This is a genomic window from Pedobacter nyackensis, from assembly GCF_900176505.1.
GTDB lineage: Bacteria > Bacteroidota > Bacteroidia > Sphingobacteriales > Sphingobacteriaceae > Pedobacter > Pedobacter nyackensis.
In genome coordinates this window covers 155186-174973 of record NZ_FWYB01000008.1, presented here as the reverse complement: position 1 = coordinate 174973, position 19788 = coordinate 155186, and the positions used below count along the sequence as shown (strand labels likewise).

At 36.5% G+C, this 19788-nt stretch carries 14 protein-coding genes; 4 read left to right on the top strand and 10 right to left on the bottom strand.

All coding sequences use genetic code 11. The features are described 5' to 3' along the window. Positions 1-168 precede the first annotated feature (168 nt). Together B9A18_RS15610 and B9A18_RS15605 are read right to left on the bottom strand one after the other, a co-directional pair. A complete protein-coding gene (locus B9A18_RS15610) occupies positions 169-819 on the bottom strand; it encodes a Crp/Fnr family transcriptional regulator (RefSeq protein ID WP_084290256.1) in 651 nt (216 codons plus the stop codon). 38 nt (positions 820-857) lie between these two features. After that, the gene (locus B9A18_RS15605; protein ID WP_084290255.1) at positions 858-1634 is read right to left on the bottom strand and encodes a helix-turn-helix transcriptional regulator; all 777 of its coding nucleotides are present in this window, start codon (positions 1632-1634) and stop codon (positions 858-860) included. A 198-nt stretch (positions 1635-1832) separates the two neighbouring features. On the opposite strand from B9A18_RS15605, the gene B9A18_RS15600 reads away from it, so the two are divergent. Together B9A18_RS15600 and B9A18_RS15595 are read left to right on the top strand one after the other, a co-directional pair. Then, positions 1833-2135 carry a hypothetical protein gene (locus B9A18_RS15600; protein ID WP_084290254.1) on the top strand — a complete coding sequence of 101 codons (303 nt, stop codon included), beginning with the start codon at positions 1833-1835 and terminating at the stop codon, positions 2133-2135. A 353-nt stretch (positions 2136-2488) separates the two neighbouring features. Next, positions 2489-3778: a chlororespiratory reduction 6 domain-containing protein gene (locus B9A18_RS15595; protein ID WP_084290253.1), complete on the top strand. Its 1290-nt coding sequence runs from the start codon at positions 2489-2491 to the stop codon at positions 3776-3778. Positions 3779-4062: 284 nt separating this feature from the next. On the opposite strand, the gene B9A18_RS15590 is transcribed toward B9A18_RS15595, so the two are convergent. The 4 genes from B9A18_RS15590 to B9A18_RS15575 all read right to left on the bottom strand — a co-directional run bounded on the left by B9A18_RS15590 (position 4063) and on the right by B9A18_RS15575 (position 10827). Continuing rightward, positions 4063-5448, bottom strand: a complete 1386-nt coding sequence (locus B9A18_RS15590) for a RagB/SusD family nutrient uptake outer membrane protein (protein WP_084290252.1) — start codon at positions 5446-5448, stop codon at positions 4063-4065. Between the two features lie 11 nt (positions 5449-5459). After that, entirely contained in the window at positions 5460-8936 is a 3477-nt protein-coding gene (locus B9A18_RS15585; protein ID WP_144009515.1) for a SusC/RagA family TonB-linked outer membrane protein, read from the bottom strand. Between the two features lie 14 nt (positions 8937-8950). After that, complete coding sequence (locus B9A18_RS15580; RefSeq protein WP_084290250.1) at positions 8951-10129, bottom strand: FecR family protein; 1179 nt, start codon at positions 10127-10129, stop codon at positions 8951-8953. A 107-nt stretch (positions 10130-10236) separates the two neighbouring features. Continuing rightward, positions 10237-10827: an RNA polymerase sigma factor gene (locus B9A18_RS15575; RefSeq protein ID WP_084290249.1), complete on the bottom strand. Its 591-nt coding sequence runs from the start codon at positions 10825-10827 to the stop codon at positions 10237-10239. Between the two features lie 638 nt (positions 10828-11465). On the opposite strand from B9A18_RS15575, the gene B9A18_RS15570 reads away from it, so the two are divergent. Both B9A18_RS15570 and B9A18_RS15560 read left to right on the top strand, forming a co-directional pair. Continuing rightward, on the top strand, positions 11466-12800 hold the full coding sequence (locus B9A18_RS15570) for a hypothetical protein (RefSeq protein ID WP_084290248.1): 1335 nt from the start codon (positions 11466-11468) through the stop codon (positions 12798-12800). A gap of 303 nt (positions 12801-13103) precedes the next feature. After that, positions 13104-15131 (top strand): TlpA family protein disulfide reductase, encoded by a 2028-nt coding sequence (locus tag B9A18_RS15560; protein ID WP_084290246.1) that lies wholly within the window; start codon positions 13104-13106, stop codon positions 15129-15131. 451 nt (positions 15132-15582) lie between these two features. Here the strand turns inward: B9A18_RS15560 and mobC are convergent, their stop codons facing one another. The 4 genes from mobC to B9A18_RS15540 form a co-directional block, all read right to left on the bottom strand. Further along, a complete protein-coding gene (gene mobC / locus B9A18_RS15555) occupies positions 15583-17622 on the bottom strand; it encodes a conjugal transfer protein MobC (protein WP_084290245.1) in 2040 nt (679 codons plus the stop codon). A 12-nt stretch (positions 17623-17634) separates the two neighbouring features. Continuing rightward, positions 17635-18927: a relaxase/mobilization nuclease domain-containing protein gene (locus B9A18_RS15550; protein WP_084290244.1), complete on the bottom strand. Its 1293-nt coding sequence runs from the start codon at positions 18925-18927 to the stop codon at positions 17635-17637. Then, the gene (locus B9A18_RS15545; protein ID WP_084290243.1) at positions 18882-19319 is read right to left on the bottom strand and encodes a plasmid mobilization protein; all 438 of its coding nucleotides are present in this window, start codon (positions 19317-19319) and stop codon (positions 18882-18884) included. Before B9A18_RS15545 ends, B9A18_RS15550 begins: the two co-directional genes overlap by 46 nt. Positions 19320-19526: 207 nt before the next feature. After that, a complete protein-coding gene (locus B9A18_RS15540; protein WP_084290242.1) occupies positions 19527-19733 on the bottom strand; it encodes a hypothetical protein in 207 nt (68 codons plus the stop codon). Between the last annotated feature and the right edge of the window lie 55 nt (positions 19734-19788).

Genomic DNA, 19788 nt, shown 5'->3' with positions numbered 1-19788 from the left:
AACCTGCAAAATCAATTTGGTACTCTTTGTCACGGCGCTCCTTTCTGATTTATGTTTGTTCATCACCCTCACATTCATTCTACAGATCAAAGGTAACCTGTCTTAAAATCAGTTCGCTGTGCCCTGGAACACAAATAATTTGCAAAGACTGTGACAGGGAACACATTTTTATGGTTTCTTTCTTTTTTTGATGACTTTGAGCTTATTACGGCAAACTGTTTCCCTGTTTAAACCGAGATAAGAGCCAATCCAATAGTCACTGAATACAATAAAGCAGTCCGGCCATTTGTCATAAAGCCAGCTCAGGCGCTCCAAAGCATTCATGGTCTGCAATTCACGCTTACGGCTAAAGTCATCTATCTCCAATTTATCTCTCCAGAGATTGGTTAGTACAGCTGTTTCAGGGAATTTTTTCAGCATCAGTTTATATCTGCGGGTATCGATAAACAGCAGTCGTACAGGTTCTGCTATCTTCATCCCCAGTATACTGCGACTGGCGCTAAAAAGCTTTAGTGGGAGGATGAAATCACCAGTGCGTAAAATATGATCGATTTGTATGTATCCTTTAAGATCTGTACCCACAAGCACACTACCACTCAGCAGGAAATAAACGCCGACAGGCACCTGATCTTCCTGTTGCAGTAAACAATGCTTTGGTAAAGTATGTAGTTTGAGCCATTTACGTAGTCTTTTAATAAACTTTATACCCAGTTGAAGTGCTAATGGCTTTAGCAGCTCCTGAAGTGCTGCTTCAACGGCAGCAAAGTCAGCTTCATCTGGGGTAGTGTATGGGAAATTTGAGGCGTAAATGGGTTTCATAAGTAGGAGAGATTTATTTTTTAAAACAAAAACTAGGATCAGCCAAGCCCTAGTTTTTGTATGAGTTCAATTCTGTTTTTAGCACCTGTTTTCAAAAAGATGTTATGAGTATGTCCTTCAATAGTTTTTTTTGCAATAAAGAGCGTTTTGGAGATCTCTTGATACCGGAGCCCTTTACACAATAGCACTGCTACCTGGGTTTCCCTTTCGCTTAATCCACAGTTCCAACAGTTCGATCTGAATCTATTCAGCTGTTCTGCTTTAAATTTTGTTAAGCTTTGTTCAAGCATGCGGACATTGGTTATCGTTTTTGATATCAACATTATGTTGAGTATCATAAAACCGATATTGGTGACGAGCACCTCAATCCATTGGGAAACCTGAAAAAATGGAAATATGGTCATACTAATCCAGGAAACCAAAGTTCCATATAAAACGTGGACCTCCAATTTAGTCAGATAACTATTCGTTGGCTGCATGGAGGATTTTTGACGTATATGCAGAGCATGAAAACGCAAGTTTTCTAGTTCAAGGACTTTATAAAGGAAAAACGGGAAGTAAGAAGCCATTAAAAAAAGACTGCCATAGGCAATAACATTCTGGGCAATCAGTAGCAAGTTATATGTGGGATCAGGAAAAAGTCCGCGGGTAACATTGTAAAGAATCAACAATATAAGCAGGATTAGGTGCCATAAACGGGACTTGTCCTGGGGGCGGGTTAAATAATATGGCAACTGGTAAAAAAGCAGCATGCCAGATTGAAGCAGAACGATCACATAAGTTAATATGTGCATTTCAGAATTAAATACTAACATAGGCAGAAGTAGGGGATAGGTTATTCTGTTTTTTTGCAATCCCTTTTTCTATAGACACATTGATATACCTTTTCGGGGTACAAATCACATTGACGATTTTAGGTTTGACAAAAGAAAAGTGACCCCAACCAGTCTATCCCTTATCAATCTAGTGGTAATGTTTTGTTGCAAAACAAAATATCACTAACTTCATTTGATATGAAAAATTTACGTCTTGCTCTAGCAGCTTTGGTTATTGCTGCCGGCTCATTCACATTTTTTGCATTTACAAAAGCAAATGGTGAAGCAAAAAAAGCGCCCAAAACATATTGGGTAGTTGGAATGAGTGGTCCAAATTACATCGTTTCTGACAATCCGGACGACGCAGGACCATGCATCGGTGAATCGGACCCATGTGAAATTTTCACTTCTGAAACTCCACATCCAATTACTTATCAATTGACTCCGGCCCAAATGTCAAGTCCTAATACAAGAATTGATTCTCGTCAGAATTTACCTTGAAATTTGAAGTTGAAAGGGGTACCGTATCATCATCTGCCTCTTTTTGCTGTTTTTAAATGTATTTCTCATTGGAACAGTTTTAAATAATGAATTCTTAACGGTGTGGACTTTATTTTTTTTGCTCTTGGTGACTAGTAGAAATGTACTTTTCTACTGATGTCCAATGATAAGTACCGGCTTGATCAGCAGCATATTTTACAGCCTCTGGATTTTTCATATCCACACTTTCACTAGTTTTCTAATCTTCTATTTTTTCATTATTCTTCATTTTTTATCAAAATACTGTGTTAATCGATTAGATTCTGTATTTAATATAGTACATTACTAAAATAAATTTATTCTATAAATAAAGTATGGAGGATTATACAATACATTCAGCTGATAAAAAAGTGCTAGAATATTTACCAGAATTGACTCGTCAAAGTGAAAAAGAACGACAAGATAAAATACGTCTATTATATTCTCATGGATTTATTTTAACTCCATTTGAGAAAGCTTTCATAAATCCTTTTCACAAAAGATCCATAAAGTATGGTATGCTAACTTTAAATTATAAAGAGATTGAAAACTATCTAGACTTAAATTTTAATACAAAAGATGATGACGTAGAAAACTTAGTTGAGCAACTAAAGATAAAAAGTTACAAGTGGGGTAAAATTAGAATGCTTTTGTCCGGAGCCTCACTTACCTATGGAATATTTTTTTTTGTAATTAGTATTATACTTTATTTTCTTTTTAGACAGAACGCAAAAACTATTGTTATCATAACAATGCTCTCATCTTGCTTAATTTATTACTGGGTAGCTTATCAAACAAGCATGGAGGATCAATCAAGAACAGCTACTCTGTATATCGAAAAAGGAGGATTATTACAGTTTTTAACAGCAGTTAGCATAATAACGACTTTAGTATTAATTTATTTCAGCTATCATTCACCTCTAATCTATTTTGCGTACATATTTTATGCAATTCTCTTTGGGTATTTCAATGTAATAATTACCAGGAATTTAAAAAATGAATGGTGGAGCATAAATGGTTTTCACACTATAAAAGAATATTATATTAAAACAAATTATGTCCAGGATTCTAAATTAGAGCTAAGAACAGACCAGATTAAATCAACTAGTATAGAAATTACAAATGACAAAATAAACTTAAAAGAAGTAATGTCTACTGGCATTGATTTTTTAACTTTAATCATATCAAGAGACGAGATAACTAGAAATGATATTTCCATTTCAAATAATATACTTCAGCAGCTAACTACAGATAAAAAGATTGTAAATCATTTTCGTGAAAGAATTGAAATAACCTTTGACGGTTATAATAATACAACAGAAGAAATTTGGGAAATTCCACAAGTAAGAAAATTTGTTGAAAAACTTGATTCTGAATTCCCATACTGGCTTTACTTTCTAACAAAAAATGGAAATGGATTATATGCAATCATAAAATGTTTCCTGATACCTAATTTAATACCAGAAGCTGATATAGAAATAAACGATCTGATGTTGAAAAATTATCTTGACAATAGAGGATTTCCAGCAATGAATCATATTTGCAATATCGCAGGGATTTCCGAAAATGAAAACATACAAATGACGGATAGATTATTTGAATACGTTCAGCAGAAGCAACTATAAACGAGAAAGAAGTCTGTGAAATTTAAGTAGCGTTCATACGGTCTTATTCGTCATATAACCATGACACACCTGATTTTCTTCCAATCAGTTTATATATCAGTTGCATTATACTTACCATCCCATGATTCTGCTCCGTAAAGTACAGCGATTATCAAATAACTGTGGAATAATGGTAATGCCTTTAAGTTTGCTAGCAAGATAAACGGCAAGATACCGCTAAAGAAAAAAGGCAAAATATCAATAAAGTTCACATTAACGAATGCAAATGTTTCATTAGATGTCTATTAACGAGGGGTTTGCTGAAGTCCACTACTTTGAATTTCTTCTTCAGGAATTGGAAAAACGTATCTATTATCCGTGGGTAATAGAACATGCTCCTTGGAATTGATCATCCGTATTAAAATGACTTGAAAACGGGAATCTTTATTTAAACGTTTAATGTCTTCCCATCTAAGATTTCCTACTCCTACTAATTCTTTTCTTCTTTCTTGTAGAATTAATTTTAATAGATCTTCACCTTTGCATTCACTGTATGGAATGAACGTATTTGTGGTATATCGGTTTGTTAAAAGACGATTTAGTGCATCTAATGCAATAAACTCTTCACCGATTCTAGCTGCTGACTCTGCTAATATAATGTAGATTTCGTTATTGGCAATACCACAAAATGAAGCTAATGAACCTGTATATGAGCCTCTATACTTGTAATTATTTCCTGAAGCTATAAAAAAAGCAGATCGTCGTAAATCGTTTATATCGTATTGTGCATACAATTCATTTGCAACAAAACCATTTGTACGGTTATATGGAAGAACCATTGATTTTCTTTGTGATTTGGCGAAAAATAAAATTTCCGGATGGTTGTACCCATCGCTTTGGAACCGGTAAGTACTATTCATATCGATATAGCTACTGTTAAAATCCAGTAAAGTTGAATTAGCTTTTAATGATTCGTGCGCATATTTAAAAGCATTGTCATAATTTTCCATAACCAGATAAATTTTGGCCAGTAGACCAAATGCCACTACTTTGCTTGGACGACGGTTATGTTTGCCTTGTGTTGGTAATAAATTTATTGCGCGCTCAATATCCTCAAGGATAAACTGATAAGTATCTTTTAAATTTGAGCGCTGATAAATTATATTTACATCAGAACTTTTCCTTAGCGGAAGACCTAGGGTAGAAGAAGCTTGTCTTGAATCGTAAGTTTTACAGAAAATCTGAGCGAGATTATAATAAATGATGGCCCGGTAAAAATAAGCTTGCCCTAATACGTTATTATAATGATCAATGTTTGCAATTAAGTTTTTGTCCTTATCGTTTAACCCGTCAATAACTGCGTTTGATTTAAAAATGATTGAAAAAAAGTCATTCCATACATGTGATCTTCCATTGACCCATATATTATCGTTCCAAGAGTAAAAATTTCTCGTATTTTCATCTTCTGAATTGAATCCAGTGTCATTTAGATAAAAATCATCAGCGCTCACCAAACAATCGTTAGAAAATATATTATGGATCCAGGCCTGATTATCAAGGATTGCCTGATAATCAACCAAGGTTTTAGGTACCACTATATTTTTCTGACTTTTTTCAGATAACCATTCATCTTGCTTTGTACAAGCGCAGAAAATGATCGCTATTAATATATATGTAATTATATTTTTCATCTTTTCGCAGTTTAAAATCCAATATTTACTCCAGTTGCTATCGAGAAAGGATTTCTAAACAAGATACTCATACCACCCTGTTCTGTTTGTGGATCTAAATTTTGTTTATTAGCTCTCCAGATAATTCCTAGATTATTCATAAACGTATAAACAGAGAGCGTTTTTATTTTGAGTTTTGAGCATATTTTTTCTGAAAAACTGTAGGATATTCGGATATCTTGCAAACGAATATGGTCACCTTTTAAAACTAGCATTTCGGAATATTTGTAAAAGGTATTCCTGGTCGTATTTGTTGGATATATTACTGATGGAATATTTGTAATAGCTTCATCACCCTGCTTTTGCCACCGCTTTTTAAAATCTTCATGTTGATCCATATAAATTATATCCTGATAATTCAGTGATGTACTGGTCCGTCTAAAATAATATCCTAAGCTAAATGCTATATTTATGGATAAGCTTATTCCCCGATAGCTGAAATTGTTTCTCACTGTGCCAAAATGTGAGGGCCGTCCATTTCCGTGGTATACTAAACTGTCTGGATTGAAATTATTGATTATGCCTTCATAATCTTTGCTAATTTGTCCGTTAAAATAGCCTAATGGATCTCCATTTTCCGTGTCTAATCCCGCCCAGCGGTAGCTATAGACACTATACATAGGTTTTTCAAGCACCATTGGTCTATCCCGGAAAGAATTCGCTGTTGGTTTTGGATTATATTTCTTTACTTTATCTGTAATAAATCCGTAGATCAGTGATGTGTTCCATTGAATTGCTTTAATCATATTTCTACTGGTGATATTTACATCAAATCCCCTGCTTTTTACAGTGGCAGAATTATTTGTAAAGGTTAGAAATCCTGTTTGAGGAGCCAGAGGTGATGGTTGTAAAAGGTCGATTCCATTTTTAATATAATATTCAATCGTTGCACGAATCCGGTTATTTTTCGTTCCAAAATCAAGACCAAAATTTACATTCTTTACTCGTTCCCATGAAAGTTTGGTATTAGGCGCTGTCAGGTTCGTAAGTACCAAATCGGGATCACTTGGTGTTTTAAAATACATTCCCGTTAATTGAGAAGCTATATTTCCAATGTTCCCATTGAATCCATAACTCATACGTATTTTTAAATCATTTGAAACTATCCAGCCGATTCCTGTAGACCATAACGGAGTAAATCGTTTATTGGCGCTTGTTCCAAAGAAATTTGAACCGTCCTTTCTAACACTAAAGCTTAAATTGTATCTATTCTTAAATGTATAACCACAATTAAAGTAGTAGGAGAGAAATCTTTGCATATGACCTGAAACGCTTCTTGCAGGAGCAGGAATATGCTTTGATCCTGATGGATTGACAGGATAATCTAAAGTATAATCTAATTGCATATCAGAGGATCCGAGTTGGTCATTATATCCGTAGGAAACCTGGGAATCTCCAGTGGCCTTAGTTTCACTGATCTCTGCACCTAGTATAGCATTGATTCGATGATTACCAACCGTTTGATTATACGATAATTGTCCGCGGTAATTTTGTGTTTTCGTGCGCAGATTGTCAAGATTTAACACGCCTCCTTCAGGGAAAATGAAATTTACCTTTCCCTCGTTTTCATTATACTGTGCAAATTGGTTAATTAAATTCCGGACATAATAGGTATTTATTGATTGGTGATTTCTTCCATAAATGCTCTGGTTTTCATTTTGGAAAAATCCTTCGGCATGCAAAAAAGGTTTTATGGTATATTTTAATGAAGTTCGGATCAGGAAATTGTTTACTTTACTTTGTTGGTTCGCCATTCTGATTTCGTCAAGAGGGCGGAGGTGCCAATCATAGAATCCTTTTTTTTCCAATTCTTCAATATAAGTGGCACGTAAAATTCTATCTATGGCAAGTGGGGTACCTTGGTGATCAACTAGACGTGCATAAGGTAAGATTCTTCCATAGGAACTATTTACACCCATCATTCCATTATACATATATCCCAGGTTGTAATTATCTGTAGTATTATTACTATAGCTCACTTGAGTATTCAATTTGAGTTTTGGTGTTAGGTTATAAGAATTGTTAGAGTTAACCGTGATACGGTCAAAACGCTTGTTTATAGTGTTTTCTGTGTTTTTGTCTCCGCCAATTGAAAAGAAGTAGGAACCTTTATCTGTACCCTTTGTTAATGAAATATGATATTGTTGTTTGACGGCTTTTTGATGGACATATCGGTCATAATCCTGGCGGATATCCTGATTCCCCAACGATGATATTATCGATTCTAACTGACTGTTAGTTAGGATCCCAGATTTATGATTTGCTAAAGCCTCAACAACGGGCGATAAAGCCGTCATAGCGGAGGTATTGCTTATATCCGCGTCAAAGAAACCATTGTTGAAAAGTGTTTTCTCTATTTCTATGAAGTCTTTAGCGCCTATGTAGGCTTTGTTTCCCAAGATATCTGGTTTATTAATCACGTTTATATTTGTCGTAATGTCAATTTTCAGAGGTTTGTTTTTTTTTGCAGTTTTAGTAGTTATGACAATCACTCCATTAGCCGATCTGGCACCCCAAATGGATGCGGCAGAGGCATCCTTTAAAATGGTGACACTTTCTACATCATTTGGATTTATGTTTTGCAAGAGACCTTCATAAGGAAAGTTATTAATGACAATCAAGGGATCTACGGAACCTTGAATTGTACTTTGACCTCTGATGTTAATTCCTAATTCCCTTTGGGAGGCTGGATTACTATTGATTGGGGAAGTTTCCATTCCATTAAAAAACACCCCACTTGCCATACCGTCTAATCTGTCTAAAATATTTGTCGATACCCTTCGATTAATTGTTTCACTATCTATTTGATAAAATGAACCTGTGGAATGCTCCATAGATAATGCCTGATACCCGGTATTAACAACAACATCTACTTGTTCCAGTTTACCAACACTTTCAGTGAGCTTTATATCTATTGTAGCTCGTTTACCTATAATTTGCGTCTGCTTGGTGTAACCAACAAACGTATAAACAAGGGCCTCATTTTCAGTTGTCTTAATGCTATAATAGCCATCCCTATCTGTAACTGCCCTAAGCCTACTTCCCTTTACCATTACATTGACACCAGACAACGGCAGACCCGATTGATCAGTTACCTTACCAGTAATTTTCTGCTGCTTAAAATGTTTAGTAACCTGCTTAAATAAATATTTTTCATCTTTTCTTCTGATCATCAACGTTTTATCAGAAAGCTCATATGTCAAAGGCTGACCTGCAAAGCTAATTTCAAGCGCCCTTTCCAAGCTGGTATTATTCAGATTTAGACTTACCCGCTTAACCCCTTTAAAATCCTGTACGGAATATATGAGGTCATAACCACTCTGTTTACTTATCTTCTCGAGCACCTTGCGCAGCGATTCCTGCTTTACATGAATTGATATTTGCGCTTTGGTTGAACTGCTCAATTGAAAGAGAAAGACAGTGATTATGAGGGTTGTTAATTTTATCACGCGTGAAAATTATTTTAATTTGTGATGATTTCGTTCCTGGAGACATATATCCTCCTTCCATCAATTTTAAAGCGAACGGCCTGTGTATAGGCAATCTTGTCTAATATTCTGGAAATATCATCGTGGCGGCTTATTGTACCCGTAAAAGTTCTTTGATAGAAATCACCCTGATAAATAATTTCCACATTATACCAGCGAGCGAGTTTCCGCATGACACCCTCAATATTCTCATCTTCAAACGCAAACTTTCCATTTTTCCAGGCAACTGACTTATTCACATTAACCTCCTTTACAGCAATATTTCCCGTAGGATCTACAGAAGATTGCTCACCAGGTTTAAGTACTGTTTTCCCATTGATCTGTATCGATCCCTCCAATAAACTTGTCCTGACAACAGGCTCATCACTGTAACTGCTCACATTGAAATGTGTACCCAATACCTCTATCTGTTGCCTTTTACTCTCTACCACAAATGGATGCGCCTTATCCTTGGTAATTTCGAAATAACCTTCACCGTCAAGTTTTACACTGCGTTTTCCCCGTTCATTAAGGTTAACCGGATAAGTTAAACTTGAGGCGGCATTTAACCAAACCAAAGAACCATCAGGCAAACGCAGCTGATAGGTTTCGCCTTTGGCGGTAGATAAGGTGTTTATTTTGCTTGTATCACCGTCAGCATCTTTAATCTCATAGATCAATTGCCCGTTTGCAGATTTAGTGATCATCACTCCAGCTTCCTTAGCCAACAGGCCATTTGCTGTATCATCCAGTCTGATTTTTTTACCATTGGCAAGAGTCAGTGTAGCAGCTTGTATTCCCGGAGTAATCTCATTTTTGTTAGCAAGATGTTCGGTTGGCTGAGGTTTAAGATTTAAATCATAATAAAATAAGCCTACACCAAAAACGGCTACAACAACCGCTGCGGCAATGGCGATGCTAGCCCAAAACTTACCCCTCTTTGCTACGGGCTGTGGATGTGCTACAATTGCATTGAAAACTTTGTTCATTTTAGCTTGAGGCAATTCAAGTAGGCTATTGTCCGCCAAACCATCCCAATGCTCCTCGATTTGCTGATGTAATATTTTTTGATGATCAGGGTTAAGTATGACCTGCTGAAATTCCTCCAATTCGGAAGAACTCATATTTCTGTCCAGATATAATCGGTATAAATAACTGATTCGTTGAGGTGTCATACTTTGTATGACACCTAGCTACCTCTTTTCGGGGTACATGCAATAAAATATTTATGTAGCATTAGGAAATTGGATAAAGAATAGGGGTGGAAAAACAAGTGGAAAAGTTAAAATAACTTTAAAATAATCAGGATTACTGTGATATCAGAATTTGCTTTCACATAAGTACGAACAGATTTAAGGGCCCGTTTCATGTGTGTTTGAACCGTTAGGGGGGAGAGTTGTAAACGTTCGGCTGCCTCTTCGTATTTTAGCCCATCCTGCTGACAGAGCTTGTAAACTTGCTTTTGTTGTAGTGGTAACAACTGGACTGCTTTATTCAGTACATCGCGGACATCCTGCATCAGGACTTCCTCTTCAGTATCGTTATTTTCTTCTTTGTAGTGACCAGCTAAAGCTTTTGCAACTTTACCCTCCAGCGCCATTCTACGCAAAACATTTAAGGAGCGGTTTTTAGTCAATGTTCTTAAATAGGCCTCCAGACTGGAAATTTCCAGAATGCCGTCACCCATGATCCAGAGTTTTAAAAAAACCTCCTGCAACATTTCCTCTGCTTCAACTGTTGAATGTAGCAATTGGAGCGCATGAGTATAGACCTTTTTGCCATATTTGTTATAGATGATACGAAATGCATGTTGATCCCCTTGGGCTATTTTCGCCAGTAATTCAGTTTCGTTTACAGATAGAGGGACAGTCATATCTTGGGTCTTCTACATATCTAACAATAAGGTTTCCAGAAGTAATAATACTTATATTTTTTGAATAATAAGCGTGTTACAAGTGATATTGATGGTCCTTTATAGTTCAGAGGACGCTGCTTCAAAAGCCTTAAAAATGAAAAGCGGGAACTGTCAGTATGACAATTACCCGCTTAAATTAACGCTCTCAACGTCTAATATAGACATAAATTGAATAAATTGCAAATCTTGATAGTTATAAATTAAGTGATCCCTTTATAAGCTTTTTAAGCACGAATATATTGTGAACTTTAATAATAAATTGCAGGAATTCTTTAACAGTATTTTGCCGTTTACCATTGTATTCTCGAAAAACGACCGTTTTTCGATACGAATTGCGATGAGTGTTTATAGTGTATAATAGAATATAAAACGAAGCGGCAAATAGCGGCACCGAACTATGAATAAAATGCATAGAGATCCAAACATCATATTAGGATCCACATGACTAACAGTAAACTTTAACACTGTTGGTCCTGCCAAAAGAGGATGAAGATTCAAAAAGCATAATGGGGGGGAGGGGCTGATTTGCATCAGTACGACAATCAGAATTTTATTCATAAATGTGGAAAATTTCTAATAGATAGTTATCTTACCCTATGCAAAACAATAATGTGAATGTTGTAAATACAATTGTCAGCTTGGTTTACGACTTTTTCATCGAATCGTCTGATTTCAATGGGATACCCTTGCGCGATATCTCAGAAAAACTTGGAATCAGTTACAAAAAATCTATTGGTTTTATAAAAGAAGGGATTAAAAACGGGGATATAAGTATTCAGAGTAGCACCAATCCTCACATTATCGGATTTCAACACTTTGAAACCTCTAAACAGGTTTGGGCACTTGACCAAGCAAAAGATACAAAGGTTAAATATCAAAAACTTGGTGGCATTACTCTGGCAATGGAAGAAACTGAATTTCCAATTTGTCTTTATCCATCGCAATCATATTTGAAAGCACACAGAAACCTGATTCAATTTGGTGATGCTTACTATACTAAACAGTTGGCGCTCGCAGAACCACAATTATCATTGATGTATTTTCACATTGAGGTACTGGAAAGGTATGCAAATGATCCAAGATATGATTTTCGTTTTAATAACTATTCTGGTTCTATTTATTGTCATTACGATGAGACAGAAAAGCCTCTTGTTCGGGAGGAGGATGAGTTGTTTTTAAAAAGTTTTGGTCTAGGGTACGGAGAGAACGGAGAACGATTAACAGTGGTACCATTATGCTATTTAAAAGATCTTTCAGAAGATCAGCAGATGTATTGGAAAAGTAAGAAATACAGCAAGAAAGGTAAAGTCGCACAGGCATATTATGAAAATATCATACTTGGTAAATGGACTAGCTCATACAGCGTATTCACGGCCTTTATTGGCGAACAGAATTGCTTGAACCAATTATCAGAACATATTTTTGGGAAGCCATTATTCCGCACAGTGTATGATCCTGATAACCGTCCTAAAGAATTCACACCATTTTTTTCACCGACTTTGAAGAATTACCTGGACTTCGTTTCCCTACTTGACAAAATGATTTCCGATAACATTAATAAAGATTTTTTCAAAGGCAAGGTAGACTTCGAAGAAACCATTGAAGGAAAAGGTGGGATAACTGAGCGAAAAGCTAAAGGTACCATTCGCCTATTTGAAGACTGGCTAAAAGCAGGACTAACAGGAAGTGACCCGAAAGGCATGAAAATGCTTTTTGACGAATTTCGAGATGTTAGAAAACAGAGGCAAACTCCTGCTCATAAAATAACCGAAAACAACTACGACCTCAAATATTATGAAATGCAATTAGATCTGATTAATCGCTGTTATCATGCTACCAAAGCCCTTAGACATTGCTTTGCCGGGCATCCAAAAGCAAAAAATTTCACAATACCAGGATGGCTTGATAAAGGAAAAATACAAAACTACTAATGGTGAGCGTAGGATCAGGCGCAGATCGACTACCCTCAAAAAAGACGCTGTCGCCTAAATAGATTTAGGATTTGACACTTTAAATATCAGTAGTATATGGCTTTACTAATATCAGCCTTTTGCATGATCTCAGCAACAGACCGTTTTTTGATTGTAATTCCTTTGGAAATATTTCTTGTTTTGTGGTTAAAGAAATCGAAATCACAGCCTGCTACCAAATAGAAGCCATTATTATGTTTGATTATATTAAGTTGAATTACGATGTTGAAAATATAACTATCTTACTTATTCAAATTCCGCTTAATGAAATTAATTCTAACATTTTTTATTGTGCTATTTTTTACTAGCTCTTCTAGAGCAAACCCTAATATTTGCCAGCATCGGCCCCATGTAAATCCAGCGATCATGGCAATTACAGGGAACTGGTATAACACAATTAGCAACAAATGGGTATTTGGTTTTTTTGAAAGTTTTGCAATCTACGACAATAAGATCTGGAAATATGAGAATTTGACTTTTTCAAATTATAAGGGCTCGGCGGTATTAAGAAATGGTAAGCTTCTATTAAAATTAAATATTAGTAAGATAGGTGACAGTGTATTAAAGATAGCCGAAGCAAATAGTACTCCCATAAACTACAGATTGGTTGGAAATAAGCTCCCATCCCACAATACCAAGGATGTAACTACTTTCAAAGATACACACTTCCAGATCTCAGAAAATGCTACCATTACAGGTTATGTACATGGTAAATCGTCCGTCAAACAGTTCTCTATTGGTTACATGGACTTAATTAAGGGCGATTATAAAATGCTATATGCCGACATTGATTCAGCTGGCAGATTTAGCATAACTATTCCGCTGCTAAACACTAGCGAAGTAATGCTTGAGTGTGATACTTTGAGGAGGATCGATGTTATTGAACCTGGTGAAGATCTTTTCTTTTTTTATGACTTAAGACATCAACAGCCATTGGTTATGGGAACGAATGATCGCCTGCACAATGAATTGAGTAATTACCAGCCCTATGAAGAAGGTTTTCTCGAAGATGAAAATCTAGAACTTAAATATAAAAAGCTTCAGGGGCTCGAATATTTAAATGCTAAACGCAGCCAATTGGCAAGGGCCAATCTTAAATTTGAAAACTACCTTCGGTTTAATCCCTTTGCTTCAACAAAGTTTAAACACTTTATTCAAAATTACAACAAGTCTCGAATTGGCATGGAGTTGATGCAAAAGCAGTTCAACTTTACAAATAGGCAAATAGAGCAGCTACCTGAAGAATATTTATTATATGTTCGGGATTCGCTCTTTAAATCTTCTTATAAACCGTCGAGTATTAGTGGAGAATTCTTTTTCTTAAGGAAAAATTATTTGGATTATACTGAGCAAAAAGATTCTTCAATAACCATACAAAATAGCTTTCTGTTATCACATCTAATTGAAAACAATATTATTAGCGTTCCTGAAAATAATCGTGAAATTGTTAGAAGAGTATGGGAGCGTGATAGTCTTCTAATTATTGATCCAGTTAAAGCTGCACAATTAACTAAAAGCATAACGATCAGCGAATTAAATATAGTTAATAATTTAGAAGCTAAATATAGTCAGCAGGTTAATGAATCCGCTGGATTATTAGCTGGTATTACGTTATTAGACCATAAACTTCGTTCATTAAAACAAGAGATTGTTGATGAAGATACCCGAAGATTGTTAGTTGGACAGGCAATTTATGCCTACTTCGAAAGTAATAAAACACCTTTACCATCTTCACTACTTAAAAAGTTTTCTGCAAGCCTAAGATCTTCAGCTATTACTTCTATCCTAAGTGAATATCAGTCCTACTTAATAAAGATGCCGGAAGGTGATTTTAATTATCAGCAAAGTCTGATAAACACGAATCATTTGAGAGGAGCAAAAAATGCAGATTCACTATTACATGATTTAGTTGCGCCGTATTTAGGAAAGGTAATATATATTGATTTCTGGGGCAGTTGGTGTGAGCCTTGTTTACGAGAGCTAGCATTTGTAAAAAATATAAAGCAAAATCCTGAATTCGAAGAAGTGATATTCATCTATTTTGCCAGTAGGTCTCCAGAGAATGACTGGAAAACTGTAATTCAAGAGTTTAAACTTAGTGGTAGAAACATGGTGCACTATCGGCTTCCAGATTCACAACAGAAACTTTTGGAAACCAGGTTGTCTGTTGCTGCGTTTCCAAGTTATGTGCTCATAGATAAAAAAGGGAATGTTTCAACCTTGGAGGCCCCTAGGCCAAGTAACAAAGAACAATTAATTAAAGCTATAAAAGGTTTGCAAAATAGAAATTGATAGGGTAGTTAAATACGTAGTTTTTAAACTTTAAGTAGAAAATAGTAATTAATGGAATCATTGTTTTTTCACTATAATACCTTTCACCGAGGGAGCACTGAAAGTCCCTATTGTATGTAACGAGTTCCACTGATTCCCACTCGCTAATAAATATTCCTAAATTAGCACAATTTTCCATGGTCAATTGTAATCTGGTATTCTATCTATGTCCATGGCGGGCAATTAGAATATCATTATTCCCTGACTAATTGATAATAGGTTAGGCTCGAAAATATTAGCGCTATACTTGTTATATGGCTTCTTAAATTTCATTTTTCTAAACTCATTTTTACAACTGATTATCATAAACTCATTCCATAATTCAAACTAGGTTTTTAGTTTTTGATGATGAGTTTAAGATAATTTGCGTTACAGAAAAACGAACATTTATAATGATTCTGGGACAAAAAAATTACACGGACATTCCCTTTTGCTGTGTTTTCACTTTATTACTGCTTGCGTTAGCAACGGATTTTCTGTTCTTCTCTTTTTTCTTTTTCTTAAGCTGACTATCCTTAATCTTCTTTAGTTCTAGCTCCATCAAATGCTGTACATCTTTTTTTACCTTTAGGTAATTTTCTCTCACATCTTCATCGGTAACCACCTGGATCAATGGGAGCGATTTATAGTTCGCCTCCTCATCGGAAATAGTTTGATGGTCATTCTGTATCTCCCCATGAAACATCTTTTGTGGGATTTTCTCATCGGGGCTATCTGCTACAATCCCCACAAATTCACCCGAAGATAACGTTGCAATTTTGGAAGCAGGAATAGCATAATCCATTTGTGTGGATTTAGAAATAGAAATATCCGAACTGTTAATGCTCATGCTTTGCCTGTCCTGCATGATTTTACCAAAAGTCTCAGACAGTTTCTTTGCACTATCACCTGAAACCTGCCCACTGATGATATTGGCACAGATTCCCGCAATAATTTCTGCCTGTTCGGCACCGTATTCCTTTTTTACCTGTTCTATACTCTGGATGCCGATTGTACAGGATATCAAATTACTTCTGCCAGTGCTGATTGTCGTAATCAAATTGGCAACTAAAGTAGGATATTCATCAAAGATCAGGCTGCATTTTTGTTTCCCTTTTTTGTTGATCAGCTTTAACATGCGGTTCACATACAGCGAAAGTACTGCTCCGTAGGTGTCAATCTTCTGCGGATTGTTCCCCATGCAAACAATCTTAGGTGCTGCAGGATTGTTGATATCTAGTGTAAAATCATTACCAGTCAAAACATAATACAAAGCCGGGGAAGCTAGCCTTGCCAGACCAATCTTAGCAGAAGCAATTTGCCCCTCAAGCTGAGCCTGGGCATTGTTTCGCAAGGCAGAAATGAAAGGGTTGATCAAAACCTTAATTTCCTCTTGTGTTTGTAAAACGGCAAATAGAGGATCATAATCCGCCTGCATGAGTTCTATCACATGTGGCAAAGTGCAATACTTGCCATTTTCATATTTACGCAGGTACCATATTACTGCCGTTAGGAAATTGATGGGGGATTCTACAAAAAAGTCACCTTGTTTCTTTAGCCAGTCCCGGTTAAGTCCCATCATAATCGTTCGGCTGGCTTCTGTTGCATCGGTGATGTCCTCCATGCCGCTAGGGTCTAGTGGGTTACAGCGGTGAGTTCGGCAAAGGTCTTCAAAGTTAATGACATAAAACTTAGGCTTCAGCTTATAATTATGTTGGTATTTTAGTAGCTTGTTATAGGCCATTTTTGTTAAGTCGTCATACTTGAAGTCATATAAAAACAGGCTAAATCCTTTTTTTAGTTGCTGATCAAGGATGTGGCGAATCACAAAATAGGTTTTTCCTGCGCCACCGCTTCCAGCAACCAGTATACTCCTGAAAGGATTTACACAATTGATCCAGCCATCACGGATCTTCCCCTTTAAATTGTATTTGGTGGGTAGGTTAAAAGAATATTCGTTTTTTAGCAGTCGTTCTTCTTGCGGGAAAGTTTCATTATCTGAATTGAATACATCATTAGTTAGGTTGTTTTTAATTAACCTGCTCAACCAAGTGCCACCAGTGAGGATGAGTAAATACCCGATGCTGGATAGCATGATATATAGGCCAGCTATGAGGGGTATGCTAAAAGAAAGGTAAAACATCAGCGGACTAAGCAGATATATCAGTAAGCCCCATAAGAGATAGGCAATAATACTATTCTTTTGGATTTTCTCGTCCTTTTTACCTTTTGCACCCAATAAGGATATGAGCAGAAACAAGAGTCCAGCCAATTTAGGTTTGAGTATGCCGTTAAACAGGCCAGTCTTTGCTATATTGCTGATGATACGATCAGTAATATCAGCTGTCCAGCCCCAATACTTGAAGGCCTTATAACAGATAATATAGAAATGTATGCTTAGTATAAATAGACTGATCAGCCTTGTAAAGTCCAGGATTTTGCGTAATCCTTTTGTGTCCTCGCCGGTGTTCATAATATCGTGATTTTATAGGGTTTGTTGAGGGGTTTGCTGATTGCGTTTTTTTCGCTTTTTTCTTTTACCTGGAATAGTTGTGGTATAATCCTGTTCCGTTTTTCCGAGCAGGATGTCTAAATAATTAGTAGGTGCTTTAGGTTCCAGAAAGGATTGTGGAGTATGTTGCTTCACACTTTGAGGCGGTTTGAGTTGTGTTGTACCTGAACTTATGGGGTGCGTCATTGGTTGTGCCAGAGGTTTCAGCTCAACGGATTTTTTAAAGCCATCGAATAATGTTTTTGCACTGTAGGCTTTACCCAATTCACTGCCGTTAAAGACGGATTTTCCTGCATGGTCTATATAAGTGATGCCATAAGTTTGTCCATCTTTACTGGTACGGTATAATACCTCTATTTTTTGTTGCATAAGTGTTTTGGTAAAGACATCCTGATTGGGATTGGTTTGTAAGACTTGGTTAATGCGCTGTTTTAGTGAAGCACCCAAAATTTTGCGTTTGCCTTTGTTCTTTTTAAAGCGTTTTTCAAGGCTGGTAAGGGTGTGTTTTCCAGCGATGCGGCTGGCTTTAATGGGTACACCAAGTTTGTTGCCTTTATCATCAATGATGCGGTATAACAACCCTTGTTGGTTGTACATCGCAGATTTTTCATGACCACGATCTGCCAGAATATTGAACCTACTGAGTACAGCATTCAACTCGGCAAGGCTGCTGTAGTTGTATTTCTGCACGACAGTATTTACAATTTGGGTAATGACCTTTTTGGTTTCATCCTTACCGTAGATTGCCTTTTTTAGATCCCTAAGGTTGATAGTAGGGATGTCTTGATCTTTCCCATGTCCTTTAGCCTGTATCAATCCGTATTTTAATTCAATCTCCTGCCTGGCTTTTTCTGATAAGTCACGTCCTAAATTGTGTAAACTAATGCGGTTCCCATCTGCCTGGATATTGGTAGTGACGATATGCATGTGGGGATGATTTGCATCTTCATGTTTGTAGATTAGGTAAGGTTGCGTTGCAAAACCGATCTGCTGCATGTAGTCCTTTGCAATCTCCTGCATTTTTTCAGCAGAAATCTTTTCATTCGTTTCAAAGTTTAAGGAGATGTGAACGCAATTGGTCTTTACCCGTTCATTAAGTTTTGCCCTGTGCTGTAAGACGAAAAGCTTTTCCATTGGGTTTAGTCGATAAGTTTCTTTGAGGTAATTTTCTGCCATCAGAAATGTGGCTTTATGTTGTTCCACTTTCTGCTCATTGTAGTTTATTGCTCCTCTGATGCTTCTTCCGCTGATGATTCTTGCAACCATGTGTCTGAAAATTGGTTTAACTTATTTTTGATTCCGGCAATTTTTGTATCTACGTTTTCTTTAACAAGTCTATAATTTTCCATCAGGAGCTTTACACTTGGTGTGGTCGCATGGCTGTTGATTTTTTTAGTGATCTGGTTCAGGTTGCTTCCAATAGCGCTTAGTTCGTTTTTAAGCAGGATCATTTCCTGTATGAATTGATCAAAGGATTGGTTGCGGGTTATTACAGTAACTGGTTTATCCATTAAAACTTTTCGGATAAAACTGCTGAGGTCTTTATTGGTGGTCTTCCTGAACCTTTCATTGATTCTCTTAGCTTCTGCGGGCGTTAGTCTGATGTGCATCCATTGGGTTCTTTTTTGCTCACTGCTTCTGGCATTTTTGCTGTTCATAAGTGTTTTATGCTACGCTTTCCTAATGCTTTAATCATGTCAAAAAAACGAGTTCCGAGTTTTTTTTCTGCCGTTTCGACTATGGGAGATAACGGGAGTGAAATCCGTTTGTATCACAAACGTACATTTCACTCCGCAAAAAAAACAGGCGGCGTACACCAATCGCTTTAGGATAGGGCGGGTTCATAAATGTGATACAATTTGTTTTTAAAGGGTTGGGTTGAGTCCTGTATTTCGTCTTGAAATGGGCTGGCTCATGGGCAGGGTTTCTGCAAACTTTTCCAGGTTCAAAGGGAGAAAACTCCTTAGATTTTGCCGGATTTTTTTGCGTGGAGTGGTGATGATCCTTTTGATCTTTGGATAGCGGAGGCTGTTAAACTCACGGCCTTTTAATTCTGTTGTGTTGTTGTTCATGGCTATTCATTTTTGAATGAGCCAAAGGTGGGATAGGATGGAATAGGATTATGGG